Here is a 24,701-nt window from a genome sequence, read left to right as displayed (position 1 = left end):
CGCGCAAAAAGATCTCCGCGCGGCCGCTCACGGAGGCCCCGCCGCGACGGCTGGGCCGCCGCGTCGCGGATCCAACGCACGGACCTCCGCGTAGAACCGCAGGTGCGCCGCGGCCGCGCCATCCCAATCGAATCCACGGGCCACCGCGCGACCACGAGCGCGGCGCGCGGAATCGGGTCGGAGGGCGTGCGCCAACGCCGCCGCCATCTCCCCCGGCGTCGTCGCGTAGGCGACCGCGCCGCCGAAGACCTCGCGCAGCACAGGCAGGTCGCGGGCGACCACGGGAACCCCCGCCGCGAGGGCCTCCATCGCGGCCAACCCGAATCCCTCCTTGACCGAGAAGAAGGGCACCGCCGCGGCGCCTGCGACGAGCGCGGGGAGATCGGCGTGCGCGACCGTGCCGAGTACCGTCACATCGATCCCGAGTTCGTCGGCACGCGCGTCGAATCGGGCGCGGTAGGCACGGTAGTCGAACAGCGTCTCACCACCGGCGAAGACCAACCGGAGACCTGGATCGTCGAGTAGAGCGAAGGCGTCCAGCAGATCTACGCTGCCCTTGCGCGGCTCGATCCCGCCGACGGCGAGCACATACCTGCCGAGCCGATCCCGCCAGCGCCGTCGATCGGCGGCGGCGCTCGGCCCGGCCGCCGCGGCGAAGCGCTCGTATTCGACGCCGTTGGGGATGACCGTCGGCGTGAGACCGTAGCGCGCCCGCACCTCCTCGGCGACGGCCGCCGACACGCAGATCCGCGCGTAAGGGTCGAGAATCGCGCGTTCGTGGCACCGCGCGAGTTCCGGGGTGGTGAAGTCGTCGAGGTGGTGGATGGTGCGCACGCAGTCGTCGACGGCATTGGCGCTGATGCAGTCCTGGGCGTGCACGACATCGTAATCCGCCGGGGTGAACCCCGCCCGTAAGGCATTGATGGAGCGTATGATTCGTGCACCCACCGTCTCGTCCTCGACGGCGGCGAACGGCACGATCACGACCCGCACCGAGGGATCGACACCGCGGAAGAACGCGGCGTCACCCCCTCGTCCGAGGGTCCACACCGTCACCTGGGCGCCCGCCCTCGACAGCGCCTCGGCCAGATTGAGCGTGTGCACGACGCCGCCGCGCGGCTTGGTCGAATAGGTCAGCAGCGCTATCCGCATGTTCGATTCACCTTGTCGCGCAACAGATTGTGGTAGGCGTCGGTGCGGCGCTCATCCAGATGCCGCAGTACTCGCCTGGCCCGGTCGACCTCGGCGTCGATATCGATATCGGCCACGGCGAGACCGCCTTTCGACCAGGTTTTGGCGAGAATCTCCCCGCCGGGCCCGACCACCTTGGCCTGACCGAGGAAGCGCAACCTGCCGGTGATACCCGTCTGATTCGAGGAGGCGAGTACCACCTGATTCTCGGCGGCCCGCGCCTGGTCATAGAGATCGAACAGGCGTGCCTGCCGGTCGTTGGGCATACGCGAGGCGCGATCGGTGACGCTCGCGGGCCAGGCCGACAGCGCCGCGATGGTGCGCGCACCGTCCAGGGCCAGCGTGCGCGCGGATTCGGGGAAGGTCTTGTCGTAGTCGATCAGCATGCCGATCCGCCCGACCGGCGTCTCGAAGGCCGCGAAACGGTCCCCCGCCGCGTACGCCAGATGCTCGCCCGCCGGTTGGTGCACCTTGCGGTGGCGGCCGAGTACACCGTCACCGGTGAGGCAGACCGCCGCGTTGTAGCGCCGCTGACCGACCCGCTCGGCGTATCCCACGCAGACGGTCATCGCCCCTGCCATCCGGCACAGCATCCTGATCTCGGATCCGTCGGAATCGATCGCCTCGGGCCAATCCGCCGGATCCGGATCGCTGAGGTCGCCGAGGTAGCCGCCGAGGGTGGCGTCGGGCAGCACCAGCAGATCGACGCCGTCGGCGGCGAGCCGATCGATGATGCCGGCGAGTTTATCCAGCGCGCGGCCGATATCCGCGCCGAAATGTCCGGCGACGGCGGCGATTCGGGTGACGGTCATGGCTCAGGCCGCGGCTGTCTCCCTGGCGCCGACCGCGATGCGCTCGCCCAGGTATTCGGCGTCGCGCGCGATGGCGGCGAAGCGGCCGGAACCCCACGTGTGCAGCCACGGCAGCCCAAGGAAATACAGTCCGGCGGTATCGGTGACCCCACGGTTGTGACAGGGGTGGCCCGCGCCGTCGAAGACGCCGACGCGCAACCAGCGGTAGTCGGTGCGGAATCCCACCGACCAGATGACCGCCGAGATATTCGCCGCGTGCAGATCGAGCGCGGTGATCTCGCGTTCGGGTCGCCACACCGGCCGATACCTCGGCTCGACGGGCGCGTCGATACCCGCGCGAGCGATATAGGCGTCGATGGAATCCTTGATGCTCTCCGCGACCGCGTCAGCGGCGTCGAGCGAACGCTCCAGCGAGGGCTCGAAAACGGCGGTGGCGCCATCGATATCGATCATGCGTCCGTAGAGCGACATCCCTTCGGTCGCGAACTGCCGCAGATCGATATCGCGACCGCCACCTCGGCCGGTGACGTAGTGATTGGTGTTCTCCCGCTTGCCGAGCCCGCCGGGCTGGTGCTGGATGGGGATGTCGTAGTGGCCCATATCGTGCAGCCAGGCCACACAATCGCGGCCACGATAGAACCGCGCTACCCGGGGCGCGTCACCCGCGGCCAGATGGACCGTCCGCCCGTCCAAGTGCAGATCTTCGGCGATCTGGGCCCCGGACTGCCCGGTGCCGACCACGAGTACCGCGCCATCGGGAAGTTGCGCCGCGCTGCGGTACTGGGCCGAATGCAATTGCCTGATCCCCCTCGGAAGTTTCTCCGCGAACCGGGGAATGGTCGGCACGTGATAGCCGCCGACCGCGACGACCACCTGATCGGCGCGCAGCGGTCCCGCCGTGGTCTCCAGGTCGAATCCGCCACCGCGAGACTGGGTCACCGACACGACGCCGACATGTTCGCGCACCGGAGGATCGAAGGTGTCGGCGTAGGCGCGCACCCAGTCGTAGACCTCGGCGCGCGTCATGAAACCGTGCGGATCAGGCCCGTCGTAGGAATATCCGGGCAGGACGCACTGCCAGTTGGGCGTGACCAGGGTGAAATTGTCCCAGCGACCGTCACGCCATTCGTGCGCGATGGTCTCGCGTTCGAGGACCACGTGATCGATGCCGCGGGCCGCGAGTTGCCAGCTCATGGACAGTCCCGCCTGACCGCCGCCGATCACGACGACATCCCGATGTTCCACGGCCGCTGCCGAATTCGTCGTGTCGGTCATCGCAGACTCCCGGCTGTCGCGGACGCGACCAGATCGGCAGGGCTATCGGGCTGGCCGACGACTCCGTGGCGCGCCACGACGCGGTGGTAGAGCTCGGGACGCCGGTCGCGCAGGTTGTACATGCCCCCGCCGCGCGCCTGTTCCAGCGCGGCGGCGACATCGACCGTGGCAGTGGCCAAGCCCGGCGCCACTCCGGTGTCGGCGAGCATTTCGCCGCCGGGGCCGACGATTTTCGCGCTGCACACGAAGCGGAGCGAACCGAAGGACCCGGCCTGATTCGAGGCCACCCAGACGACCTGGTTCTCCAGGGCACGGGCGCGGTCGTAGATATCGAATCGCTGTTTCCAGCGGTCGTCTTCGAGCCGCTCCACGGTGGCGGTGCGCGCCGTCGGCCACGCCGATAGTGACGTGATGATCTGCGCGCCGTCGAGGGCGAGGCCGCGCGCCGCCTCCGGGAATGCCTTGTCGTAGCAGATCTGCATGCCGAGGCGGCCGACCGGCGTATCGAAGGCCTTGTACTCCGATCCCGCCGAGTAGCAGAGATTCTCACCGAGCGGCTGATGCACCTTGCGGTAGGAGCCGAGGATGCCGTCGCCGTTGAGGGTCACCGCCGCGTTGTATCGGGTAGGCCCATCCGCTTCGCAGAAACCGAGGGTGACGACCAGATCGCCTGCCATGGCGATGATCCGCCGCAGTTCCAGGCCGTCCAGTTCGAGGGCGGGCGGCAGACTGCGCAGCCTGCGCTGTTTCGCCTCCTCGCTCTCCCCGCCGCCGCCCAGGCTCGGCAGGTAGCCGCCCAGGCACGCTTCGGGCAGCACCAGCAGCGCACTGCCGCGCTCACGCGCCTGTGTCATCAGCGCGTCGATCGTGCGATAGCACGCGTCCATATCGCGGCCGAATTCGGCGGCTGCCACCGATATCGTGAGCTCGCTCATGATTCTCCCAATCCGGTGACGGCGCCTGGCACCGCGACCGTGGTCGTTCCGTCGGGCCAGCGCAGCGTGACCCCTGGTATCGATGTGAGGACCCCGCACACGGCGGAGGTGGCCGGTCCGGCCGGTGCGATCCGCGCGCCCGGCCGATCGGCGGTGATCATGGCGAAGCCGGGGAAACAGGTGATCCATTCCGCGAGGGAGGCATCCGATGGTCTCGGAATGCGCGCCAGATCGAGTTCGACCCCGACTCCGCTGGCCTCGGCGAGCATTCCCGCGGTGCCCGCGAACCCGGCCATGCTGACATCCTTGGCCGCGTGCGGCGATGTCCGCGCCACGAACCGGCCCAGCTCGCGCAGCTCCGCTCCGGTGCGATGGGATGACGAATCCCATTGGCTCCCGGCATATCCGGCTCGCCAGCCGCCACCGAGGTCAGCGGTGAGACGTACCTCGTCGCCGATCCGGCCGCCACCGCCCGGTATCGGCCGCGCGGTGCGGCCGAGCGCGGTGACCGACAGGGCGGCGGGCACTCCGAGCTGGGTATGTCCGCCGAGGACAGGCACACCCCAGATCTCACTCGCCCGGCCGAGCCCGCGCAGGACGCGAGTCAACAGCGAGCGGGTCGGCGCGCCCACCGCGTCCAACATGCCGACCGGGTGCGCGCCCATCGCGGCGAGATCGTTGAGGTTGACCAACGCGGCACACCACCCGGCCCATTCCGGATCTCGCTCGACCAGCGACGGAATGATCGCGTCGCACGCGGCCACGAGATCGCTGCCCGGCACCGGCGCGCCATCGTCGCCACGAAAACCCGTGCCGCCCAATGACATCTGCTGGCCACGCAGGGGGGCGAGCGCTTCGGCGAGCATTCCCTTGGTGGTGCGGGCCAATCGTTCGATCCGGTCGATCGGCCAGCGCATCCGCACATGCCCCGTCTCACCGATGACGCAGTCGGCCAATCGAATCCAGCCGAGTCGGGTGAACATCGGCTCGTATCGGGCCTGCGCCGTCGCCTCGAATCGCAGGGCGTGCGCGTTCTCCGCGTAGGCGCAGGCCGCGCGGACCAGCGCCTGTCCCACTCCCTTGGCACGCAGGCGGCAGTCGACCACCAATCTGCTGCCTGTCCACCACCCGATATCGACCGGTGTGGCCGGGGCGAGGCGAACGCCGCCGAGCAGTACGCCATCCGGGGTGACGGCGACAAGCACCCTGGTACGCGAATCGTCGTCGATATCGTCGGTATCGGACCCGGCGAACAAACCCTGCTCGACGACGAAATTCTCCCGGCGCAGGGTCCGGTAGGCCTCGAGTTGCCGGTCATCGGCGAGTCCGATCAGGTAGCCGGACGCCGGTTCGGCCGGGTCCGGATGTCCCGACAGCACGCAGTAGTCCAGCGAAGGGGCAGCGGCCGTGGCGAATTGGTCGGTCCACATTCCGGCGACGACGGCCATCTCACCCTCCCGCATTCGGTAGCACGCTGCACGCCCCGCAGGCCGCGCACCCCGCCTTCTGATCGGCGCCCAGCATCCCCGCGCGCCGCAATGCCGCGCCGACTCGACGGCTGACGTCTTCGAGCACCGCTGCGGGCGGCGCGACAGCGTGATCGACGTCGACGGCGAGGGTGCCCGCCAGCGGACGGAAGGGAACCACGAACGGATACACCCCCATATCGATGAGTTCCTGCGCGCCGGAAACCAATTCGTCCGGATCCTCACCGAGGCCGACCAACAGGTAGGTCGACACCTGATTGCGGCCGAAGACGCGCACCGCCTCCGCCCAGGCCGCGCGGTATTCGCTCAGCGGAATGGTCGCCTTGCCCGGCATCCAGTGCGCTCGCACCCGGTCGTCCATGGATTCGACATGAATTCCGATGGAATCCGCACCGGCATCATGTAATTCGGTGATCGTGTGGAGATCACCCGGCGGTTCGCACTGCACCTGGATCGGCAGCTCGGGCACGGCCGCCTTGACCGCGCGTACACAGCGGGCGAGATGGCGTGCGCCACGGTCTGCCGCCGCGGAGGTACCCGTGGTCATCACCATCTGCCGGACGCCGTCGAGACGGACGGCCGCCGCGGCGACCTCGGCCAATTGATCGGGCCTTTTCACCGCGACGGTATCGCCCGCCCGCAACGACGCCTCGATGGAGCAGAAGCGGCAGCGCTGTTCCTCCCCGTAGCGAATACAGGTCTGCACCACCGTGGTGGCCAGGACATCGGCGCCGTGCAGTTTGGCGATCTTCTCGTAGCCGACGCCGTCGGCGGTGGTCAGGTCGTAGAAACGCGGCCTGACCACCGGCTCCACCGCGACGCCGAGATCGGTGCCGTCGAACAGCAGCCGGTTCGCCCTGATCTCGTACGGACTTCCGGAACGGATGGGGACGGCGACGCCGGCACCGCCGATCAGCACATGGCCGTCATCGCTCGGTCCCGCGCCGGACCGGCGCCGCACCGGCACCTCGACGCGAATTCCGAGGAGCGCCAGATCAACTCGCGTGGACAGGTCGGCCATGGTCGCGCCTACAGCTGGTAGGTGGAGTTGATGATGGCGCCCTTGCGCGCGTAGTGGATCAGCGCGTCCTGCACGTCGAGCGGATGGGCGGGAATGACGCCCTCGATCAGATCCTGTTCGCGCGCGCCGTGCAGGGCCAGACCGAACCGGCACGCGAAGACCTTGCCGCCCTCCTTGATGAAGGTCGCCAGGGCCTGGTTGATGTTCTGTTCGCCGGGAAAGCCGCTGTCACCCGTGGTCGGGAACCCTCGGGTCGCGACGCAATTGATCGCACCGGGGCCGTAGAAGTAGATCGCCGATTCGAATCCCTTGCGCAAAGCGCGGGTGGCCTGCAGGATCGCGACGAAACTCACCGAGGATTCGTGCGCTATGCCGTGCACGAGGGTGAAATAGGTTTCGCCCGCCTCCGCCTGATAGTCCGGGAATATCTTCGTCGAACCGTAGATATTGGTGCCCTGCGGCAACGCCGGATGCGGAATCTCGGCGAGTGATTTCGCGATGTTCTCCTCGATCTGCTTCTCGATCTCCGCGGGCGAGGTGGTGGGTGCGGCCATGACTGCTCCTGGATGTATTCGGGTGCGGGGAACCGGCGTCGCTGGTCGGTGCTGCGAGCCGATGAATAGAGTTCACGCCCCGGCCATTTCCGTTTGGTCACATCGGGACGAATTGGGGATTACCGAGCCCTCACCATCGGCGATGGTCGAATATTCCACGTAATCAATTGCGGCTCAATGGATTCGAGACTTCTCACAAGTGTTGCCGCAGGAGCGTGATCGCCCATGGGTCGTTACCGCGTAATGGATGACCAGGAATTTCGCGCCCTCGCGTTAACACGGACCGCACATGCCGACCGCAGTGCGACACCTCGGCGAAACACAAGGGCCGAGGGTAGATGTCGACGGGCGCGAGGCGCGCGAGTCAGCGATCACCTACGGCCATGATCGACATCGGCGAGCCGGGTAGGGCCGTCCGCGCGCGATGTGCTGGGCGGCCGGACCATGGCTCGATCGATGTTCCGGCCCTGACACGCCGGGCCGCCTCCGTCGCAGTTCGGATAACTACTGGTTTGCTCGATGGGAGCACACCACGCGAAAGGAGCTGTTCGCCGATGACGCGTCTCGTTCTCGCTGCCGCGATCACCGCGTGCGCCCTCGGAATCTGCGCCGCCCCCGCCACCGCGGAACCCGCCCCGGTCCTACCCGCCGATCAGAGCATCTCGGTCACGCCGGTCGCCGGACTCGCGTTCACACTGGTCCGCGCGGGAATCAAGGGGATGGCACTGACCATCGTGCCGATCCACCAATTCCCGGCCTTCGACAATGTCATCACCCGCGAAAGCGGGTGGGATGTGTTCGCCACCAACCCGAGCAGCGGCGCCTACGGGATCGGGCAGGCACTGCCGCCGGAAAAGATGCGCACCCACGGCATCGATTGGCGATTCAATCCGATGACCCAGATCCGCTGGACCTACGACTACATGGTCGACCGGTACGGCAGCCCCGAGGGCGCATGGGCGTTCTGGCAGGAACACCACTGGTATTAGACCGTCGATTCGAGTCGGCTGACCGCGCGGGCCTGTGCGGAGCACGGCATAGCCTTCCGCCCAGAGCGTAATGGGCGCGGCGGGGCGGGCGCTGACCGTACGCTCGGATCATGACCGAGCATCCGAGATTGCACGCGATTCCCGGGGGACGTGACGACCGACCTCGGCAGCCGCGGCGCGAGACCCCGCCGGAACCGCTGTGGCGCGAGGTCCTGGGTGAGCGCCTGCGCGCATTGCGCAGGGAGCAGGGCGAAACTCTCGCCGAAACGGCCACGCGGGCGGGTATCTCACCACAATATCTGTCCGAGGTGGAGCGCGGTCGGAAGGAACCGTCGAGCGAGATGATCGCCGCGTTGACGGGCGCGCTCGGCACCACCCTCGGCGGACTCACCGAGCAGGTGGCCGACGAACTGCGGGCGCGACGCCTGACCGCCGTACCGCAATCGGCGCCCCGGTCGAACGCCGCGCCGACGCTGCGACTGCTGGCGGCCTGACCGTGCGGGATCAGCCGCGCGGCGCCATCACCAGATCGGCCAGCCCGTAGTCGACCGCGGCTTGGGCGGTGAAGACCCGGTCCCGATCGGTGTCGTGACGCAGCCGTTCCGCGGATTGCCCCGTATGCCTGGCCAGGATGGATTCGATCTCCGCGCGCATCCGCACCAGTTCGTCGGCCTGGATGATCAGGTCGGGGATCGCGCCCTGACCGCGCGCGGCGGGCTGGTGCAGAACGACTCTGGCGTGCGGGAGCATGGCGCGATGCCCCGGCGAGCCACCGGCGAGCAGCACCGCGCCGACCGCGATGGCCTGGCCGACGCAGGTCGTGTGCACGGGCGCGCCGATGTGCTGGATGGTGTCGTAGACAGCCAGCATCGACGGCAGATCCCCGCCCTCGCAATTGATGTAGAGCTGGATCTCCCGTTCGGGACTTTCCGATTCCAGGTGCAGCAGTTGGGCGATCAGCGCGTTCGCCACTCCCGAATCGATCGGGGTGCCGAGGTAGACGATCCGCTCGGTGAGCAGATGCGAATAGATATCGGTGATCCGCTCCCCGCCGCGCGGATGCTGGGCGATGACATTGGGAATGGTGTAGCTGCTCATGAGATTCCGATCCGGTGCCGTTGCGGAACGATCTGCGCGAAAGAGTCCACGATGTGGTCGACGAAGCCGTACTCCCTGGCCTGGCTCGCGGTGAACCACCGGTCGTGCAGCGAATCCTCGTACACCCGGTCGAAGGGTTGGCCGGTGTCCTCGGAGATGATGCCGAGGACGGTGTCGACGGTGTAGCGCAGATCGTCGGCCTGCACTTCGACGTCGACGGTGCTGCCACCGATGCCAGCCGAACCCTGGTGCATCAGAATCCGCGCGTGCGGTAGCGCGAACCGTCGCCCGCGATCTCCCGACGACAGCAGGAATTGTCCGGCGCTGCAAGCCAACCCGAGCGCCAGCGTCGACACCTCGCACGGGATCAACCGCATGACATCGCGGATGGCGAGCATCGCGGGCACCGATCCGCCCGGTGAATGGATCCACAGCGAGATCCCCGCCTCGCCGTCCTCGGCGGCGAGGGTGAGCAACTGGGTCATCAGCAGTGTCCCGTTGTCATCGTCGAGCGGACCGTCGAGCACCACTATCCGGCGGCCGAGCAGTTGCTCCCGTGCGCGCCAACTGAACATCGGATTCTTCTCGTCGTGAGCCATGTCTCCACGGTGCACCGCGCGGGTCCGGGAAATCGCCCCGCGCTGCCCACGGCAGATCCGCTCACAGCAGCGAGGAGCGCACGGCGCGACGCTGTTCGGGATCTACCCGCAGACAGCGCCACCGGACGCCGACCCGACCAGTTTGGTGTATTTCGCCAGGACACCCCGGGTGTAGCGCGGCGGCAACGGCTGCCAGTCGACGCTGCGGGCGACCAACTCCGGTTCGTCGACGTCGAGGTCGAGCGTTCCGTTCGCGACGTCGAGGGTGATCCGATCGCCGTCGCGGATGAACGCGATCGGGCCGCCGTCCACCGCTTCGGGGGCGACGTGGCCGACGCAGAGGCCGGTGGTGCCGCCGGAGAAGCGGCCATCGGTCAGCAGCAGCACCTCCTTACCGAGTCCCGCGCCCTTGATCGCGGCGGTGATGGCGAGCATCTCCCGCATACCGGGACCGCCCTTGGGGCCCTCGTAGCGGATGACGACCACGTCTCCGCCGGTGATTGTGCCGTCCTCCAGCGCGTCGAGCGCGGCCCGCTCGCGTTCGAAAACCCTTGCGGTGCCGGTGAATACACTCGAATCGAAACCCGCCGACTTGACCACCGCGCCGCCGGGGGCGAGCGAGCCGCGCAGTATGGTGATGCCGCCGGTCGGATGGATGGGAGAGGTCATGGCGCGCAGCACTTTTCCATCCGGATCGGGTGGGGCGATGTCGGCGAGGTTCTGCGCCACCGTCTTTCCGGTCACGGTGAGGCAATCACCGTGCAGCAGACCGGCATCGAGCAACGCCTTCATGATCACCGGCACGCCGCCGATCCGGTCGACATCGGTCATCACGTAGCTGCCGAACGGTTTCACATCGGCCAGGTGCGGCACCCTCGCGCCGACCCTGGCGAAATCGTCGAGATCGAGCGCGACCTCCGCCTCGTGCGCGATGGCGAGCAGGTGCAGTACGGCATTGGTCGAACCGCCGAAGGCCATGACCACCGCGATGGCGTTCTCGAACGCCTCGCGGGTGAGGATGTCGCGGGCGGTGATACCGCGCCGCAGCAATTCGACGACGGCTCGACCGCTGCTGCGCGCGAATCCGTCGCGGCGGCGATCGGTGGCGGGCGGCGCCGCGCTGCCCGGCAGCGACATGCCGAGGGCCTCGGCCGCGCTCGCCATGGTGTTGGCGGTGTACATCCCGCCGCACGCGCCCTCGCCTGGACAGATCGCGCGTTCGATCGCGTCGACGTCCTCGCGCGACATCAGCCCGCGCGAACATGCCCCGACCGCCTCGAAGGCGTCGATGATGGTGACCTCGCGCTCGGAGCCGTCGGACAGTTTGGCGATACCGGGCAGAATCGACCCCGCGTACAGGAAGACGCTGGCCAGATCGAGCCTGGCCGCCGCCATCAACATGCCGGGCAGCGATTTATCGCAGCCAGCGAGCAACACCGAGCCGTCGAGCCGCTCGGCCTGCATCACCGTCTCCACGCTGTCGGCGATCACTTCCCGCGAGACCAACGAGAAATGCATACCCTCGTGGCCCATCGAGATTCCGTCGGACACCGAGATGGTGCCGAATTCCAGCGGATAGCCGCCGCCTTCGAAGACGCCGTCCTTACACGCCTTGGCCAGCCGGTCCAGCGACAGATTGCACGGCGTGATCTCGTTCCACGACGACGCGACACCGATCTGGGATTTGGCGAAATCGGCGTCGCCCATCCCGACCGCGCGCAGCATTCCGCGCGCCGCGGTCTTCTCCAGTCCATCGGTGACATCGCGGCTGCGTGGCTTGATGTCGGCTCCGGGCCGGTTCGTGGTGGTCATCAGTGCAACGTACCGCCGTCGCACCGGTTCGGAGGCGTTCACCGCCGTCGTAGTGCTGATTCCTCGCCCGTGCCTATCGTCGACTCCATGGCGACACCCGATTTCATCCACACCATCCGCGCGAGCGCGGGCCGACAACTGCTCTGGCTGCCCGGCGTATCCGCGGTCGTCTTCGACGAGGCCGGACGCGTGCTACTCGGCAGGCGCGCGGATTCCGGACGGTGGGCGATCATCGCGGGGATGCCGGAGCCGGGCGAACAGCCCGCGGTGTGCGCGGTGCGCGAGGTCTACGAGGAGACCGCCGTGCGATGCGTCGTCGAGCGCATCGTGCTGGTGCGCGCGCTGCCGCCGCATACCTATCCGAACGGCGATATCTGCCAGTTCATGGATATCACCCTGCGCTGTCGCGCGGTGGACGGCGAGGCCAGGGTCAACGACGACGAATCACTGGAGGTCGGCTGGTTCGATCCGGCCGCGATGCCCGAACTGGCCGCGCACGACCGGTTCCGCGTCGAGCAGTCGCTGACCGAGGAACCCGCGTGGTTCGAGCCCGCGAGCTGAGGCGGGTTTGCGTCGCGGCCGGTAGCCGGCGCGCGACGAGTCAGTCGTGAGCGTGGATCCGCGCCTGCACCTCGGGCCTGCGCAGTGGCGGGATCGTCTTGGGCGGCATCTTCCGCTCGGGTAACCGGGCGAGCAGCCGGTTGGTCGCCGCGGCGATCTCGGCGACGGCGTCATCGACAGCGGGGCGCGTGGCCTCGGAGATACTCGACAGACCGCCGACCTTGCGGACGTATTGCAGGGCCGCCGCGGTGACTTCCTCGGGTGTCGCCGCAGGCTCCAGCCCGCGCAGTGGGGTGATATTTCGGCACATATCCCGAGGCTAGCGCGGTCGACGTTGCCTCGCCCATGCTCGCGACACCGGGCGAACACGTTCGGCGGAGGTTCGTATCCGGCGTCAGCACACGCGCAGCGCCGTCACCTTCCAGCCATCGGCGCGGGTGCAGGCGATTCTGGCGGCCACCGCGAAGTGGCGCGTGCCTCGGTGGTAGCGGGCGTAGACCTCGGCGGCGGCCGGGTCGACCATCGCGATATCCACCCGTGCCAGCACGGCGACCCCGAGTTCGCGCGCGGGGACAAGATCACCGCCGACCAGACTGCGCAGCGCCGCCACGACCGGCGGATACGCGACGGCGCTCAGCTGGCCGACCGGTCTGCGGTGATCGAGTACTTCGAGGACGACGCGCAGCGCTCGCTCGGCGAATTTCCTGGCCGAGGAGTATCCCTCGCCGACCGTCCGCGCGGGCAGCACCCGCTGGCGCGCCGTGCGACGCACCGTCGCGGATCGGCACGGCGCCGCCCGTCCATGCCCCGGCGGCGCGGCGCGGATATGCGCGCCACGCAGTGGTGGTTCGAAACTCGGGGCCGACGACAGCGCCCCATCGCTTTCGGTCAACCGGATTCCCCTGATTCGGATTCGGACCGCACCCGATGTGATCGCGCCGATTCTGCGGTGGGTTCCGATGGCGCACCCGAGTAGCGCACTACCTGATTCGCCCCCACGACGGGCGCGAATCGCTTGCCTTGACGTCGGCGTCAAGCCTTAGCGTCGGTAGCGGACGCGGAAATGCCGCGCCGACAACGGAATGCGGGAGACATCATGCTGCGAACCGAGGCCGTCACGACGGTGACCGATGCGACCTTCACCCGGGAGGTCATCGAGTCCGGAATTCCGGTTCTCGTCGAATTCACGGCATCCTGGTGCCCACCGTGCCGGATGATCGCCCCGATACTGGCCGAGATCGCCGAGGAGCAGCTGGGGCGGCTGAAGGTGGTCGCGCTCGACGTCGACGCGAATCCCGAAACCACCGCGGCATACCGGGTGCTGTCCATGCCGACGCTCATGGTCTTCCGCGACGGCGAACCGGTGCAAGCCACCGTCGGCGCGCGTGCCAAGCGACGCCTCATGGCGGATCTGGCCGACGTGCTCTGAGACGAGCTCAGATCTTGCGCGCGACACCGCCGTACGCGCCCGACTCCCACGCGTTCTCGCCGACATCGGACGGATTCTCCGGACGCCACAGCGGCAGATGCACGAGGCCGGGTTCCACCAGCGACCAGCCGTCGAAGTAGGCGGCGATCTCGTCATGGGTGCGCAGCACGATTTCGGTCGAGGTCCGCCCGGACAGCTTCTGCGCCTCCAGCACCTCGGCGGGCTGGCCGTCGGCGGTGGCGTGCGTGATCGCCAGGTAACTACCCGGTGCCACGGCGTCGCGCAGCACCGCGACGCATCCGGCGGGGTCCGCCTCGTCCGCGACGAAATGCAGGACACCGAGCAGCAATACGGCGACGGGTTTCTCGAAATCGATCAGCGCGCGCACCTGCGGGTCGGCCAGGATCCGCGCCGGCTCGGCCGCGTCGGCGTGGATGACGGCGGTATTCGGATCACCGTCCAGGATGGCGCTGCTGTGCGCGACGGCGACCGGATCGATATCGACGTAGACCACCCGCGCCGAGGGATCGACGGCATGGGCGACCTCGTGGACGTTGCCGACCGTCGGAATACCCGAGCCGATGTCGAGGAACTGGTCGATCCCCGTTTCGGCGAGGAAGCGCACGCAGCGGCGCAACAGTTCCCGGTTCGCGCGCATGGTCTCGGCGATATTCGGGGTGAACGCGGCGATCTGCTGTGCGAGAACGCGGTCGATCTCGAAGTTGTGCATGCCGCCGACGAAGTAGTCGTACACCCGGGACGCGCTGGGCCGATCCAGGTCGATCCCCTCCGGAGCCCAGCTCGGTCTGGTCATGGATCCCCAAATCCTCTCGCACCGACCCTGTTTCGCCGAACACCATGTCGGCGGGTGCATCGTATCCCAGCTCAGCGCGATACGGGCTTCGTCCACTAGTATCAGGCCCTATGGGTTGGGATGCCGGGCCCGCACCACATCCTCACGGCCCGCACGCCGATCTCGCCGACAGATGGGCCGCAGCACTCCGCATGGGGGCTCGCGATCACATCGTGCCGATGAGTACGGCCGAAGCGCGCCTGCTGCTGGTCGAGCTGGCCGGCGAACTCGGCGATGCCGCGAGCAGCTCCCCGCTGCCCACCGCCCGCGTCGCCGCGGTCGGCGCTCGTCTGGCCCGCTCGCATTTCATCGGCAACGACGTGCTCGGACGCAGCGTCGCCGTCCTCATCGAGTATTTCGGCAGTGCCGCAGGGGAATTACTGGCCGCGTTCACCACCGGTTACCTACGGGCCTTCCGCAGTTGGCTGCTGGCCGAACAGGAAAGCGTCAGATCGGCCGAGATCGCCGCGCGACGCGACGCGCAGGAACAGCTGCGCGCCAGCGAGGCCAGATTGCGCGCGGTATTCGCCCAGGCCGGGGTCGGTACCGGAATATCGGATATGACCGGGCGGATCATCGAGGTCAATACCGCGTTCGCGCATATGCTCGGCTACGAACCCGCCGACATGTGCACGCTGTCGGTCACCGACCTCACCCATCCGGACGACCCACCGGCGATGTGGGAGGTCTACGCGGCGCTGATCCGCGGCGAACACGACAACGTCCAGGTGGAGAAGGCCTACACCCATCGCCTCGGCCATGCCGTGTGGACCAACCTCAACGTCTCGCTCATCCGCGACGCGGACGGCGCACCGCAGTACACACTGGTGCTGGTCGAGGATATTTCCGAGCGTCGCGCGCTGCGCGAGCGGTTGCACTACCGCGCCCACCACGACCAGCTCACCGGACTGCCGAACCGGTCCCGGTTCTTCGACGCGCTCTCGGTGGCCTTCGCCGACCCGTCCGCAGCGGTCGGCCTCTGCTACGTCGACCTCGACCATTTCAAGAGCGTCAACGACACCTTCGGCCACGCGGCCGGTGACGAACTGCTCGTCCAGGCCGCCGCGCGCCTGAGCGCCTGCGTCTCGCTCCCCGAGGATCTGGTGGCCAGGATGGGCGGCGATGAATTCGTCGTCCTCGTCCCGCGTCCGCGTGGTCTCGGCGAGGTCACCGGATTGGCCCGCCGCGTACTCGACGCGCTGGCACGGCCTTTCGATATCCACGGCAACCATGTGACGATCACCGCCAGCATCGGGGTGATCGAGGACCGCGGCCAGCACACGTCCGCCGACGAGATGGTGCAGGCCGCCGATACCACCATGTACTGGGCCAAAGCGGCGGGACGCGACTGCTATTCGGTTTTCGACGCCGACCGCGGCAGGCGGGAGAACACCAGGGCCGAACTCTCGGCGGCCATGCCCGCGTCCTTCACCCGTGGCGAATTCTTCCTCGACTACCAGCCCATCGTCGCACTCGGCGATCAACGCCTGGTCGCGGTCGAGGCGCTGGTGCGCTGGCGACATCCCGAACTGGGGGTGCTCCCACCCGGCCGGTTCGTCGATCTCGCCGAGGACAACGGCCATATCGACGCGCTCGGGGCCCTGGTACTCGAATTGGCCTGCCGCGACAGCAGACGGTGGCACGACCTGTTCCCGGAGCAGACACCGACGGTGAGCGTGAATGTCTCCGCCGCCGAGGTAGCCGATCCGAACTGGTTGGCACGGGTACAGCGGATCATCGCCGATACCGGGATCCCGCCGAACCGATTACAGCTGGAACTGACCGAACGCACGTTCATGGAAGCCGAGGGGTTGCCGCTGCAAGCGCTGCGCACCCTGTCCGAAACGGGCGTCCGCATCGCCATCGATGATTTCGGCACCGGCTACTCCAATCTGGCCTATCTCGGCCAGCTTCCGCTGCACGTGGTCAAACTCGCGGGCCCGTTCGTGCAGCGCATCCGCACCCCGGAGACGGTCAACGGCACCGATCTGCTCGTGCTGGACACCATCATCGGGCTCACTCACGCACTCGGACTCAGCGTCACCGCCGAATGCGTGGAAACCGCGTACCAGGCCGAACGCCTGCAGGCCCTCGGCTGCGATACCGCCCAGGGCTGGCATTTCCATCGGCCGATGCCCGCGCACCGGATCACCGATCTGCTCGCCGAGCCCGCGATCGATCATTCGCGGTGATGGGGCCGGGACCGGCGGTCGGGAAAACCCGCTGGGCGCGGCGGCCCGCGCACTGGCATCCTGACTAGGTGAACGCCGGGGAGATCACCATCGACTTCGCGCCCGAGCAGGATCTGTTCATCGGCGCGGCGCGAAGGGGTGGGCAATCCGCCGCCAGGATCGACGGAGTTTCGACACTCGGGCACCTGGTGGAATCGCTCGGGGTGCCACTCACCGAGGTCGGGGCGCTGCTGGTGGACGGTCGGGCGGTCCTCGCCTCGCACGTGCCCGTCGCGGGCGAACGGATTTCGGTGCGGGCGGTCACACGTCCGCAGCGGCGTGCCGAACCGCTGCGATTCCTGCTCGATATCCACCTCGGCACCCTGGCGCGGCGACTACGACTGCTCGGCATCGATGCGGCGTACGAGAATCCCGATATCGGTGACGCGGCGCTGGCGACCCGGTCGGCGACCGAGCGCCGCGTGCTGCTCTCCCGTGATCGCGGCCTGTTGCGGCGGCGCGAAATCTTCGCGGGCGCGTACATCTACAGTCACCGGCCCGCCGATCAACTCGACGATGTGCTGTCCCGCTTCGCCCCTCGGCTCGCGCCGTGGACCCGCTGCACCGCGTGCAACGGGGCTCTGCGCGCCGCCGACAAGGAGTCCATGCGCGGGCAACTGCCAGGCAGCACCGAGCAGACCTACGACACTTTCGCACAATGCGTGGAATGCGGGCAGGCGTATTGGAAAGGCGCCCACCACGCGCGCCTGGACGAGATCGTCGCGAACGCCGAGGCGAAATTCGGTATCTGACCGGCTATTTCGTCGACGACTACGGACCGGGTTCCGCACCGCCGAGCCCGGACGACATCGCATGGATGGGACCGGTTCGCCGCCGCACCGGAATTTGCTGAGCCCACTCACACCCAGGGATGACGAACCAGACATCCGCGTTATAACATCGGCGCGCTAAGCACATCGCACAAGGCGGGACAGAACGTGACCAGTGGTGTTCAACGGGCCGCGTCGTCGCGCCGAGACCGTCAGCGTCGTCGGACGACGGCACCGGCTCCGACGCTCGCGAGTTTGCTGGCCGCCGCGGCCGAGGCGAATCCCGATGGGATCGCGGTGCTGTGCGACGGCGTCACGCTCACCTACCGCGAGCTCGACGCGCGCTCATCGCAATTGGCCCGAATGTTGCTGGAACGCGGCGCCCGCCCCGAATCCGCCGTCGCGGTGGCATTGCCGCGATCCATCGATTCGATTCTCGCGGTGTGGGCGGTGGCGAAGACCGGCGCGGCGTTCGTCCCGATCGATCCCGGTTTTCCCCGGTCCCGCATCGAATTCCAGGCGCGCGACTGCGGCGCGTTGCTCGGCCTGACGCTGACCGAGTACCACCCCACGCTGCCCTCGGAGGTCGACTGGCTGGTCCTCGACGATCCGCGTCATCTCGCGCGGGCCGCCGACCAGCCCGCCAATCCGCTGTCGTATCTGGATCAAGCCGTACCGTCGCGGCAGGCGAATCCCGCGTACGTCATCTACACCTCGGGTTCGACCGGCAGGCCGAAGGGTGTCACCGTCACCCATGCCGGGCTCGCCGCGCTCTGCGCCGAGCAGATCGCCCGCTTCGGCCTCACCGATACGGCCCGGATCCTGCATTTCGCCTCGCCGAGTTTCGACGCGTCCATCCTCGAACTGCTGCTCGCCTTCGGTTCGGCGGCCACCCTCGTGATCGCGCCACCGACAGTATACGGCGGCGCGGAACTCGCCACCCTGCTGGCACAGCACGAAGTCACCCATGCCTTCCTGACCCCATCGGCCCTGGCCTCGATCGACCCGGCCGGGCTGAACACACTGCGGGTGGTGATCGTCGGCGGTGAGCCATGTCCCCCGGCGCTGGTGCGACGCTGGGCCTCCGGCGGCCGTCGTTTCCACAACGCCTACGGGCCCACCGAGGCCACGATCGCGGCGACGATCAGCGGGCCGCTGACGGCCATGATGCCGGTGACGATCGGCTCGGCGGTCCCGGGTACGCGCCTGCAGGTTCTCGACACCCGGCTGCGCCTGGTCGGCGTCGGGGTGGCGGGTGAGCTCTACATCTCCGGCCCCGCCGTCGCACGCGGCTACCGGGGCCGCCCCGATCTGACATCGCAGCGTTTCGTGGCCGACCCGCACGGTGGGCCCGGCGCGCGTATGTACCGCACCGGCGATCTGGTGCGCTGGACGACCGGGGGCGAACTCGAATATCTCGGGCGCGGCGACGACCAGGTCAAGATCCGCGGCTTCCGTATCGAACTCGGCGAAATCGACGCCGCGCTCACGGAGTTGCCCGGGATCAGATCGGCGGTGACCGTCGACCGCAAGACCCCGGCGGGTGACGCCGAATTGGCCTCCTTCGTCGAGACCGAATCCGGGTACGCCCCCGACCCCGCCGAACTCGCGAACGCGCTGGCCGGTCGGCTGCCCCGGTTCATGCTGCCGAGTTCGATCACCGTCGTCGACCGGATTCCGCTGACTCCGACCGGTAAGACCGATCGGGCGGCGCTGCGAGCCAGGGTCATCGAGCAGCAGACCTCGCGACGGCTGTCCGGCCTCGGGGAGGAACTGGTCGCGGCGGTCTTCGCCCATGTCCTCGGGCGGGAACTGGTCGGCGCGGACTCGGATTTCTTCACCGCGGGCGGCAATTCGATCCTCGCGACCCAGGTCGCGGCGCGGCTGAGTGAGACCTGCCGACTCCAGATCCCGGCCCGGCTGGTTTTCGACCATCCCACCGTGGCGACCTTGGCCAAGGCCATTCAGTCGCAGCGATTCGACACCGCCCGTCCGGCCCTGCTCGCCCGTCCCCGCCCCGACCGGGTTCCGCTCTCACCCTCGCAGTTGCGGTTCTGGCTGCGCAACCAGTTCGACACCGACTCGGCCGTGGACAATATCGGCTTCGCCATGCGGGTATCGGAGGAACAGTTGGAGGTCGCCGCGTTGCGGGCCGCCTTCTCCGACATCATCGTTCGCCACGAGGCGTTGCGTACCCGCTATCCCGCCGACGCCGACGGACCCCGCCAAGAGGTGCTCGGGGCCGACAGTGTGATCGGCGATTTCGCCGTCGAGGAGGTCGCCCCGGAGGCGGTGGACGCCAGGGTCGCGGAAATCCTCGGGCGTGGTTTCGATGTCGCGGCCGAGGTGCCGCTGCGCATCGGGTTGTTGCACAACGCCGACGGGTACGTCCTGGTTTTCACGGTGCACCACATCTGCGCCGACGGATCGTCGCTGGCGCCGCTGGCGGGCGATATCGCGACCGCCTACGCCGCGCGCCGCGCCGGTGCGGCGCCGAGCTGGCGACCGCTGGACGTGCAGTACGCCGATTACGCCCTGTGGCAACAGGAGGTACTCGGCGACCGCGACGACCCGCAGTCGGCGCTGTCGCGTCAGCTGGACTACTGGACGAGCGAACTGGCCGGGCTGCCCGATGAACTCGATCTGCCCGCCGACCGGCCGCGCCCCCCGGTGGCGACGCTGCGCGGAGCGGCGGCGCAGCGCAGCACCTCCGCCGAACTGCATCGCGCACTGCTCGCCGTCGCCCGGTCGAACCAGGCGACGCTGTTCATGGTGATGCGCACGGCGCTCGCGGTCCTGCTGGCCCGGCTCTCGGGAACCTCCGATATCGCCATCGGCGTGCCGATGACCAATCGCGCCGAACCCGCGCTCGACCATCTCGTCGGCATGTTCGTCAACACCACGGTGTCCAGGACCAGAGTCGAATCCGACGAGAGTTTCGCGGATCTGCTCGCGCGCGCGCGGGATCGCGATCTCGCCAATTTCGCCCACGCCGAAGCGCCGTTCGAACATATCGTCGACGCGGTGGACCCGGTCCGCTCACCGGGACGTCATCCGCTGTACCAGGTCGGTTTCGCCTTCCAGAATTTCGCGCAGGCCAGCCTGGAACTGCCCGGTCTGAGTTTCTCCTTCGTCGACGTCGACGCCACCACAGCCAAGACCGATCTGCATATCGTCGTGGTCGACACCGTCGGGGTTGACGGCGGACCCGGCCCCATCATCATCCGATTCTGCTATGCCACCGACCTTTTCGATGAGCCGACGGTGCAGCGATTCCTCGACGGGTATCTACGGGTGCTGCAGGAGGTGGCCGCCGATCCGGCCGCCGCGGTGGGCGATCTCGATATCGTCGACCCGGCGCAGCGGCAGCGGCTGCGCGCGTGGTCGACCGGACCCGAGGTCACGGTGGCACCCGAACTGCTGCATACCGCCCTCGCACGGCAGGCCGCCGCGACCCCGGACGCGGTGGCGGTGGTGTTCGGCGCCGATTCGGTGACCTACGCGCACTTGCACGCGCGCGCGAATCGACTGGCGCGCTGGCTCATCGAACAGGGGGTCGGTCCGGAGACGGTCGTCGCGGTGGCCATGCGCCGATCGATCGACCAGGTGGTCGCGCTGTACGCCATCGTGGCGGCGGGCGGCTGCTGGGTGCCGATCGACCCGGATCATCCGGCCGACCGCATCGGTTACGTACTGGAGGCCGCCGCACCGCGCTGCGTGCTCACCACCGTCGCGGACGCGATGCCGGGCGCGCAGCCGGTGGACGCCATCGACCTGTCTCGCTTCGACGCCGAACCCGTCGGCGACGCCGAACGCCGCGCCCCGCTGCGCGGCGACCACCCCGCCTATGTCATCTTCACCTCCGGGTCGACCGGTCGACCGAAAGGCGTCGTGATCAGCCACGACGCGATCGTCAACCAGTTGGCCTGGATGCACGAGACCTACCGGGTCGATGCCGAGGACAGATATCTGCAGAAGACCCCGGCGACCTTCGATGTCTCGCTGTGGGGCTATTTCCTGCCGCTGCGGGCGGGCGCGCGGCTGGTGCTCGCGGGTCCGGACGAACATCGCGATCCCTCGGCGCTGTGCCGGTTGATCGCCGAACACCGCATCACCCTCACCGATTTCGTTCCCTCGATGCTCTCGGTTTTCGCCGCGCACGCCCCGGCCGCCGAATTGGTCTCGCTACGAGCCATTTTCGTGATCGGCGAGGCGCTGCCCCCGGAGACGGCGAGCGCCTTCGCCGCGATCAGCGACGCCGAGACGCACAATCTGTACGGTCCCACCGAAGCCGCGGTGAGTATCACCGAGCATCGGGTGCGGCCCGCCGATACGATCGCGAACGCGGTGCCGATCGGTGTGCCGGAATGGAATTCGCGTTGTTTCGTCCTCGACGGGCGGCTGCGGCAGGTGCCCGTCGGCGCGGTCGGCGAACTCTACCTGGCCGGAATCCAGTTGGCCCGTGGCTATCACGCGGCCCCGGGACTCACCGCGGGACGTTTCGTGGCGAATCCGCTCGATCCCGGCGGCGAGCGCATGTACCGCACCGGCGATCTGGTGCGCTGGAATTCCGGGGGCGCCCTGGAATACCTCGGGCGCACCGATTTCCAGGTGAAGGTGCGCGGGCATCGCATCGAACTGGGCGAGATCGAGACCGCGTTGCTCGCCGACCCGACGGTCGGCCAGGCCGCGGTGGCGGTCCAGCCTTCCGACAGCGGTGACCGCCTGGTCGGCTATGTGGTGCCGGTACCGGGCGGCTCGGTCGATCCGGAGGCGTTGCGGCGCTCGGTCTCCCGGGTGCTGCCGAACTATATGGTTCCCGCGGCGGTACTCGAACTGCCGTCGTTCCCGGTCAACACCAGTGGCAAACTCGATCGAAAGGCGTTGCCGCAACCGGTTTTCACCGCGCGTGAGGGCGCACCGCCGACCACCGCGCTCGAACGCGATATCGCCGAGGTGTACGCCGAGGTCCTCGCGGTGTCACCGATCGGAGTCGAGGACGATTTCTTCGCCCTCGGCGGCTCCTCGCTCCTCGCCTTCACCCTGCATCAGCGGCTCTCGGCCCGAATCGGGCGCGCGGTGCCGATGTCGGCGCTGCTCGCCCATCCCACCGTCGGGGCGCTCGCCGGATTCCTCACCGGGGCCGCGGCCCCCGACCGCGAGAACGGCCCGGCCGAGGACGCCGTACTCGATCGGGACATCACCCCGGAGCACTGCGCACCGGCCGTCACCGGGAACCCGCGCGAAATCCTGCTCACCGGCGCGACCGGATTCCTCGGCGCCCACCTGCTGCGCGAACTCCTCGACACCACCGACGCCCGCGTGTGGTGTGTGGTGCGCGCCGACAGCGCGGAGGCGGGCGCGAACCGCATCCGGCGGGCCCTGACGCGTTTCCGGCTCTGGGACGGCGAGAGCGCGGATCGGATCGTGGCCGTGCCCGGCGATATCGCCGAGCCCCGGCTCGGACTGTCCGCGGCGGATCACGACCGCCTGGCTTCGACGATCGAGGTGATCTACCACAACGGCGCACGGGTCAACCATGTCGATCCGTACCCCCGGCTGCGCGACGTCAATGTCGAGGCGACCAGGGAGATCCTGCGGCTGGCGACCACCCATCGGCTCAAGCCGGTGCATCACGTCTCCACCATCGGCGCCACCGTCGGCACCGCGCCGGTCTTCGGCCCCATCGAGGAGTCCGTCCGCCTGCGCGCCGACCAGTTGCCCGATAACGGCTATGCCCAATCCAAGTGGGCCGCTGAGGAATTGGTCCGGGAAGCGGGGGCGCGCGGAGTTCCGGTCGCCGTCTATCGCCCCGGCACCATCTGCGGCGATCCGCGATCCGGGGTGAACAGTCCCGACGATTCGTTCTGGAATATGATCCGCGCCGCCGCCATCCTCGGAACGGCCCCCGAGGTCGGGGATACCACCGTCTCGATCGTGCCGGTGAGCTACGTCGCGCGCGCGATCGTCGCCATCTCTCGCACCGAACGGCACGACACGGTCTACCACCTGGTCAACCGTGTTCGCGTGCCGGTGCGCGAGGTCTTCGACAGTCTGCGCGAACACGGCCTCCCGGTGGCGACGGCGTCATTGGAGACGGTACAGGCCGCTCTCGACCGCGAATCCCGGCTGCGCAACAGCGCCGGTGACGATTCACTGGTCCGGGCGGCCCTGCTCACCGCCGATTACGAGGCATTCGCCGCGCAGTTCGAATGGGCCGACGAACGCGCCAGGTACGCGCTGCGCGGCACCGATATCGAATGCCCCGCGGTGGACCGACGGGCGCTCGATGCCTATATCCGGGAATTCCTGGTCTCCGGATTCCTCCCGCAGCGGTGATCCGGGGCTTCAGAACACGCGGTAGCGGCTGGTCGGCACCACATCGAGATTCCGGTCCGCGCCGAAGGTGGCGACGCTGCGCATCATGCGCTGGATGCGACGGGTCAGTTCGTCGGGGTCGCCGCCACTGCCGTAGAACGCGTGCGGATCGGTGAGGGCTTCGATCGGGAACTGTTCCTCCACGATGGCGGCGATCCCCGAAACCCCGGCCGCTTCCGGTGTCAGGCAGGCGAGGACGCGGTTCTGCACGTAGCCGACGGTGGCCTGGGTCTCGATGGCGACCGGGGTGTGGCGGACCCGCCAGCACTCCAGCCATTCGTCGTAGGACTGGATTTCGGGCAGACGCAGGAAGGCGATATTCGCGAGTCCGGGTGTGCGCTCCCCCGGCGCGGTCGCCGGAAGTTCGAGGGGGACGCGCTCCTCTACCCGCCATCCCGCGCACCGATCCGCGTGCGCGCCGATCGCCTCGATCACCGCGCCGGGAGCGCCGTCCTCGGGGAGCCAGAGGCAGACGACAGCGTCGATCGGATCATCGAAGGTGGTCAGGCGCAGCATCGCCGGGGCCACCGCCGCGTCGGCGACGTTCACCTGGAACCGCCGCGCGCCCGCATCGCGACAGGCCTCGGTCAGGTCGGACCCCAGCGGGTCGCGGGCGCCCCAGAGTGCGAAGACGAGTTTTGTCGAAGCCACCGAGCCACCCTCGTTCTGTAACACGTTTCAGTTTGCTCGGGCAGCCTAGGACGCG

The 24,701-nt window shown here is 68.4% G+C and carries 21 protein-coding genes; 7 read left to right on the top strand and 14 right to left on the bottom strand.

Annotated features, from left to right (window positions below; all coding sequences use genetic code 11):
* Positions 1-27: 27 nt before the first annotated feature.
* From ABZS43_RS00560 to ABZS43_RS00530, 7 genes are read right to left on the bottom strand one after another with little or no spacing between them, the layout of a single operon-like run.
* On the bottom strand, positions 28-1,152 hold the full coding sequence (locus tag ABZS43_RS00560) for an MSMEG_0565 family glycosyltransferase (protein WP_355033662.1): 1,125 nt from the start codon (positions 1,150-1,152) through the stop codon (positions 28-30).
* On the bottom strand, positions 1,143-2,003 hold the full coding sequence (locus tag ABZS43_RS00555) for a carbon-nitrogen hydrolase family protein (RefSeq protein WP_355033661.1): 861 nt from the start codon (positions 2,001-2,003) through the stop codon (positions 1,143-1,145). The genes ABZS43_RS00560 and ABZS43_RS00555 overlap by 10 nt, the downstream gene beginning before the upstream one ends.
* A 3-nt stretch (positions 2,004-2,006) precedes the next feature.
* Entirely contained in the window at positions 2,007-3,278 is a 1,272-nt protein-coding gene (locus ABZS43_RS00550; protein WP_355033660.1) for an MSMEG_0569 family flavin-dependent oxidoreductase, read from the bottom strand.
* Entirely contained in the window at positions 3,275-4,213 is a 939-nt protein-coding gene (locus ABZS43_RS00545) for a carbon-nitrogen hydrolase family protein (protein WP_355033659.1), read from the bottom strand. Before ABZS43_RS00545 ends, ABZS43_RS00550 begins: the two co-directional genes overlap by 4 nt.
* Entirely contained in the window at positions 4,210-5,661 is a 1,452-nt protein-coding gene (locus ABZS43_RS00540) for an MSMEG_0567/sll0787 family protein (protein WP_355033658.1), read from the bottom strand. The genes ABZS43_RS00545 and ABZS43_RS00540 overlap by 4 nt, the downstream gene beginning before the upstream one ends.
* Position 5,662: 1 nt before the next feature.
* A complete protein-coding gene (locus tag ABZS43_RS00535) occupies positions 5,663-6,721 on the bottom strand; it encodes an MSMEG_0568 family radical SAM protein (RefSeq protein WP_355033657.1) in 1,059 nt (352 codons plus the stop codon).
* 8 nt (positions 6,722-6,729) lie between these two features.
* Positions 6,730-7,275 carry an MSMEG_0572/Sll0783 family nitrogen starvation response protein gene (locus ABZS43_RS00530; protein WP_355033656.1) on the bottom strand — a complete coding sequence of 182 codons (546 nt, stop codon included), beginning with the start codon at positions 7,273-7,275 and terminating at the stop codon, positions 6,730-6,732.
* Between the two features lie 554 nt (positions 7,276-7,829).
* Here ABZS43_RS00530 and ABZS43_RS00525 point away from each other — a divergent pair.
* Together ABZS43_RS00525 and ABZS43_RS00520 are read left to right on the top strand one after the other, a co-directional pair.
* On the top strand, positions 7,830-8,264 hold the full coding sequence (locus ABZS43_RS00525; protein ID WP_355033655.1) for a lytic transglycosylase domain-containing protein: 435 nt from the start codon (positions 7,830-7,832) through the stop codon (positions 8,262-8,264).
* 110 nt (positions 8,265-8,374) lie between these two features.
* On the top strand, positions 8,375-8,758 hold the full coding sequence (locus tag ABZS43_RS00520; RefSeq protein WP_355033654.1) for a helix-turn-helix transcriptional regulator: 384 nt from the start codon (positions 8,375-8,377) through the stop codon (positions 8,756-8,758).
* A 10-nt stretch (positions 8,759-8,768) separates the two neighbouring features.
* Here ABZS43_RS00520 and ABZS43_RS00515 read toward each other — a convergent pair whose 3' ends face one another.
* The 3 genes from ABZS43_RS00515 to ilvD form a co-directional block, all read right to left on the bottom strand.
* A complete protein-coding gene (locus ABZS43_RS00515; protein WP_355033653.1) occupies positions 8,769-9,362 on the bottom strand; it encodes an ATP-dependent Clp protease proteolytic subunit in 594 nt (197 codons plus the stop codon).
* Entirely contained in the window at positions 9,359-9,961 is a 603-nt protein-coding gene (locus tag ABZS43_RS00510) for an ATP-dependent Clp protease proteolytic subunit (protein WP_355033652.1), read from the bottom strand. Before ABZS43_RS00510 ends, ABZS43_RS00515 begins: the two co-directional genes overlap by 4 nt.
* 102 nt (positions 9,962-10,063) lie before the next feature.
* Positions 10,064-11,773 carry a dihydroxy-acid dehydratase gene (ilvD, locus tag ABZS43_RS00505; RefSeq protein ID WP_355033651.1) on the bottom strand — a complete coding sequence of 570 codons (1,710 nt, stop codon included), beginning with the start codon at positions 11,771-11,773 and terminating at the stop codon, positions 10,064-10,066.
* A gap of 87 nt (positions 11,774-11,860) precedes the next feature.
* Between ilvD and ABZS43_RS00500 the strand changes: the two genes are divergently transcribed.
* Positions 11,861-12,334 carry an NUDIX domain-containing protein gene (locus ABZS43_RS00500; protein WP_355033650.1) on the top strand — a complete coding sequence of 158 codons (474 nt, stop codon included), beginning with the start codon at positions 11,861-11,863 and terminating at the stop codon, positions 12,332-12,334.
* A 40-nt stretch (positions 12,335-12,374) separates the two neighbouring features.
* On the opposite strand, the gene ABZS43_RS00495 is transcribed toward ABZS43_RS00500, so the two are convergent.
* Together ABZS43_RS00495 and ABZS43_RS00490 are read right to left on the bottom strand one after the other, a co-directional pair.
* Complete coding sequence (locus ABZS43_RS00495) at positions 12,375-12,644, bottom strand: DUF2277 domain-containing protein (protein WP_355033649.1); 270 nt, start codon at positions 12,642-12,644, stop codon at positions 12,375-12,377.
* 84 nt (positions 12,645-12,728) lie between these two features.
* Complete coding sequence (locus ABZS43_RS00490) at positions 12,729-13,226, bottom strand: Rv3235 family protein (RefSeq protein ID WP_355033648.1); 498 nt, start codon at positions 13,224-13,226, stop codon at positions 12,729-12,731.
* Positions 13,227-13,430: 204 nt separating this feature from the next.
* On the opposite strand from ABZS43_RS00490, the gene trxA reads away from it, so the two are divergent.
* Positions 13,431-13,763 carry a thioredoxin gene (gene trxA, locus ABZS43_RS00485; RefSeq protein ID WP_355033647.1) on the top strand — a complete coding sequence of 111 codons (333 nt, stop codon included), beginning with the start codon at positions 13,431-13,433 and terminating at the stop codon, positions 13,761-13,763.
* Positions 13,764-13,770: 7 nt separating this feature from the next.
* Here trxA and ABZS43_RS00480 read toward each other — a convergent pair whose 3' ends face one another.
* On the bottom strand, positions 13,771-14,577 hold the full coding sequence (locus ABZS43_RS00480; protein WP_355033646.1) for an SAM-dependent methyltransferase: 807 nt from the start codon (positions 14,575-14,577) through the stop codon (positions 13,771-13,773).
* Between the two features lie 218 nt (positions 14,578-14,795).
* On the opposite strand from ABZS43_RS00480, the gene ABZS43_RS00475 reads away from it, so the two are divergent.
* From ABZS43_RS00475 to ABZS43_RS00465, 3 genes are all read left to right on the top strand, one after another.
* Positions 14,796-16,808, top strand: coding sequence for an EAL domain-containing protein (locus ABZS43_RS00475; protein WP_355033645.1), 2,013 nt, complete (start codon positions 14,796-14,798; stop codon positions 16,806-16,808).
* Between the two features lie 68 nt (positions 16,809-16,876).
* Positions 16,877-17,599, top strand: coding sequence for a Mut7-C RNAse domain-containing protein (locus tag ABZS43_RS00470; protein WP_355033644.1), 723 nt, complete (start codon positions 16,877-16,879; stop codon positions 17,597-17,599).
* A 186-nt stretch (positions 17,600-17,785) separates the two neighbouring features.
* Positions 17,786-23,956: an amino acid adenylation domain-containing protein gene (locus tag ABZS43_RS00465; protein ID WP_355033643.1), complete on the top strand. Its 6,171-nt coding sequence runs from the start codon at positions 17,786-17,788 to the stop codon at positions 23,954-23,956.
* A 9-nt stretch (positions 23,957-23,965) separates the two neighbouring features.
* On the opposite strand, the gene ABZS43_RS00460 is transcribed toward ABZS43_RS00465, so the two are convergent.
* Positions 23,966-24,646 (bottom strand): hypothetical protein, encoded by a 681-nt coding sequence (locus ABZS43_RS00460; protein ID WP_355033642.1) that lies wholly within the window; start codon positions 24,644-24,646, stop codon positions 23,966-23,968.
* Between the last annotated feature and the right edge of the window lie 55 nt (positions 24,647-24,701).

Origin of the sequence: Nocardia sp. NPDC005366 (assembly GCF_040606855.1) — a bacterium.
Lineage (GTDB): Bacteria > Actinomycetota > Actinomycetes > Mycobacteriales > Mycobacteriaceae > Nocardia.
This window is presented reverse-complemented; position numbering and strand designations above follow the sequence as displayed.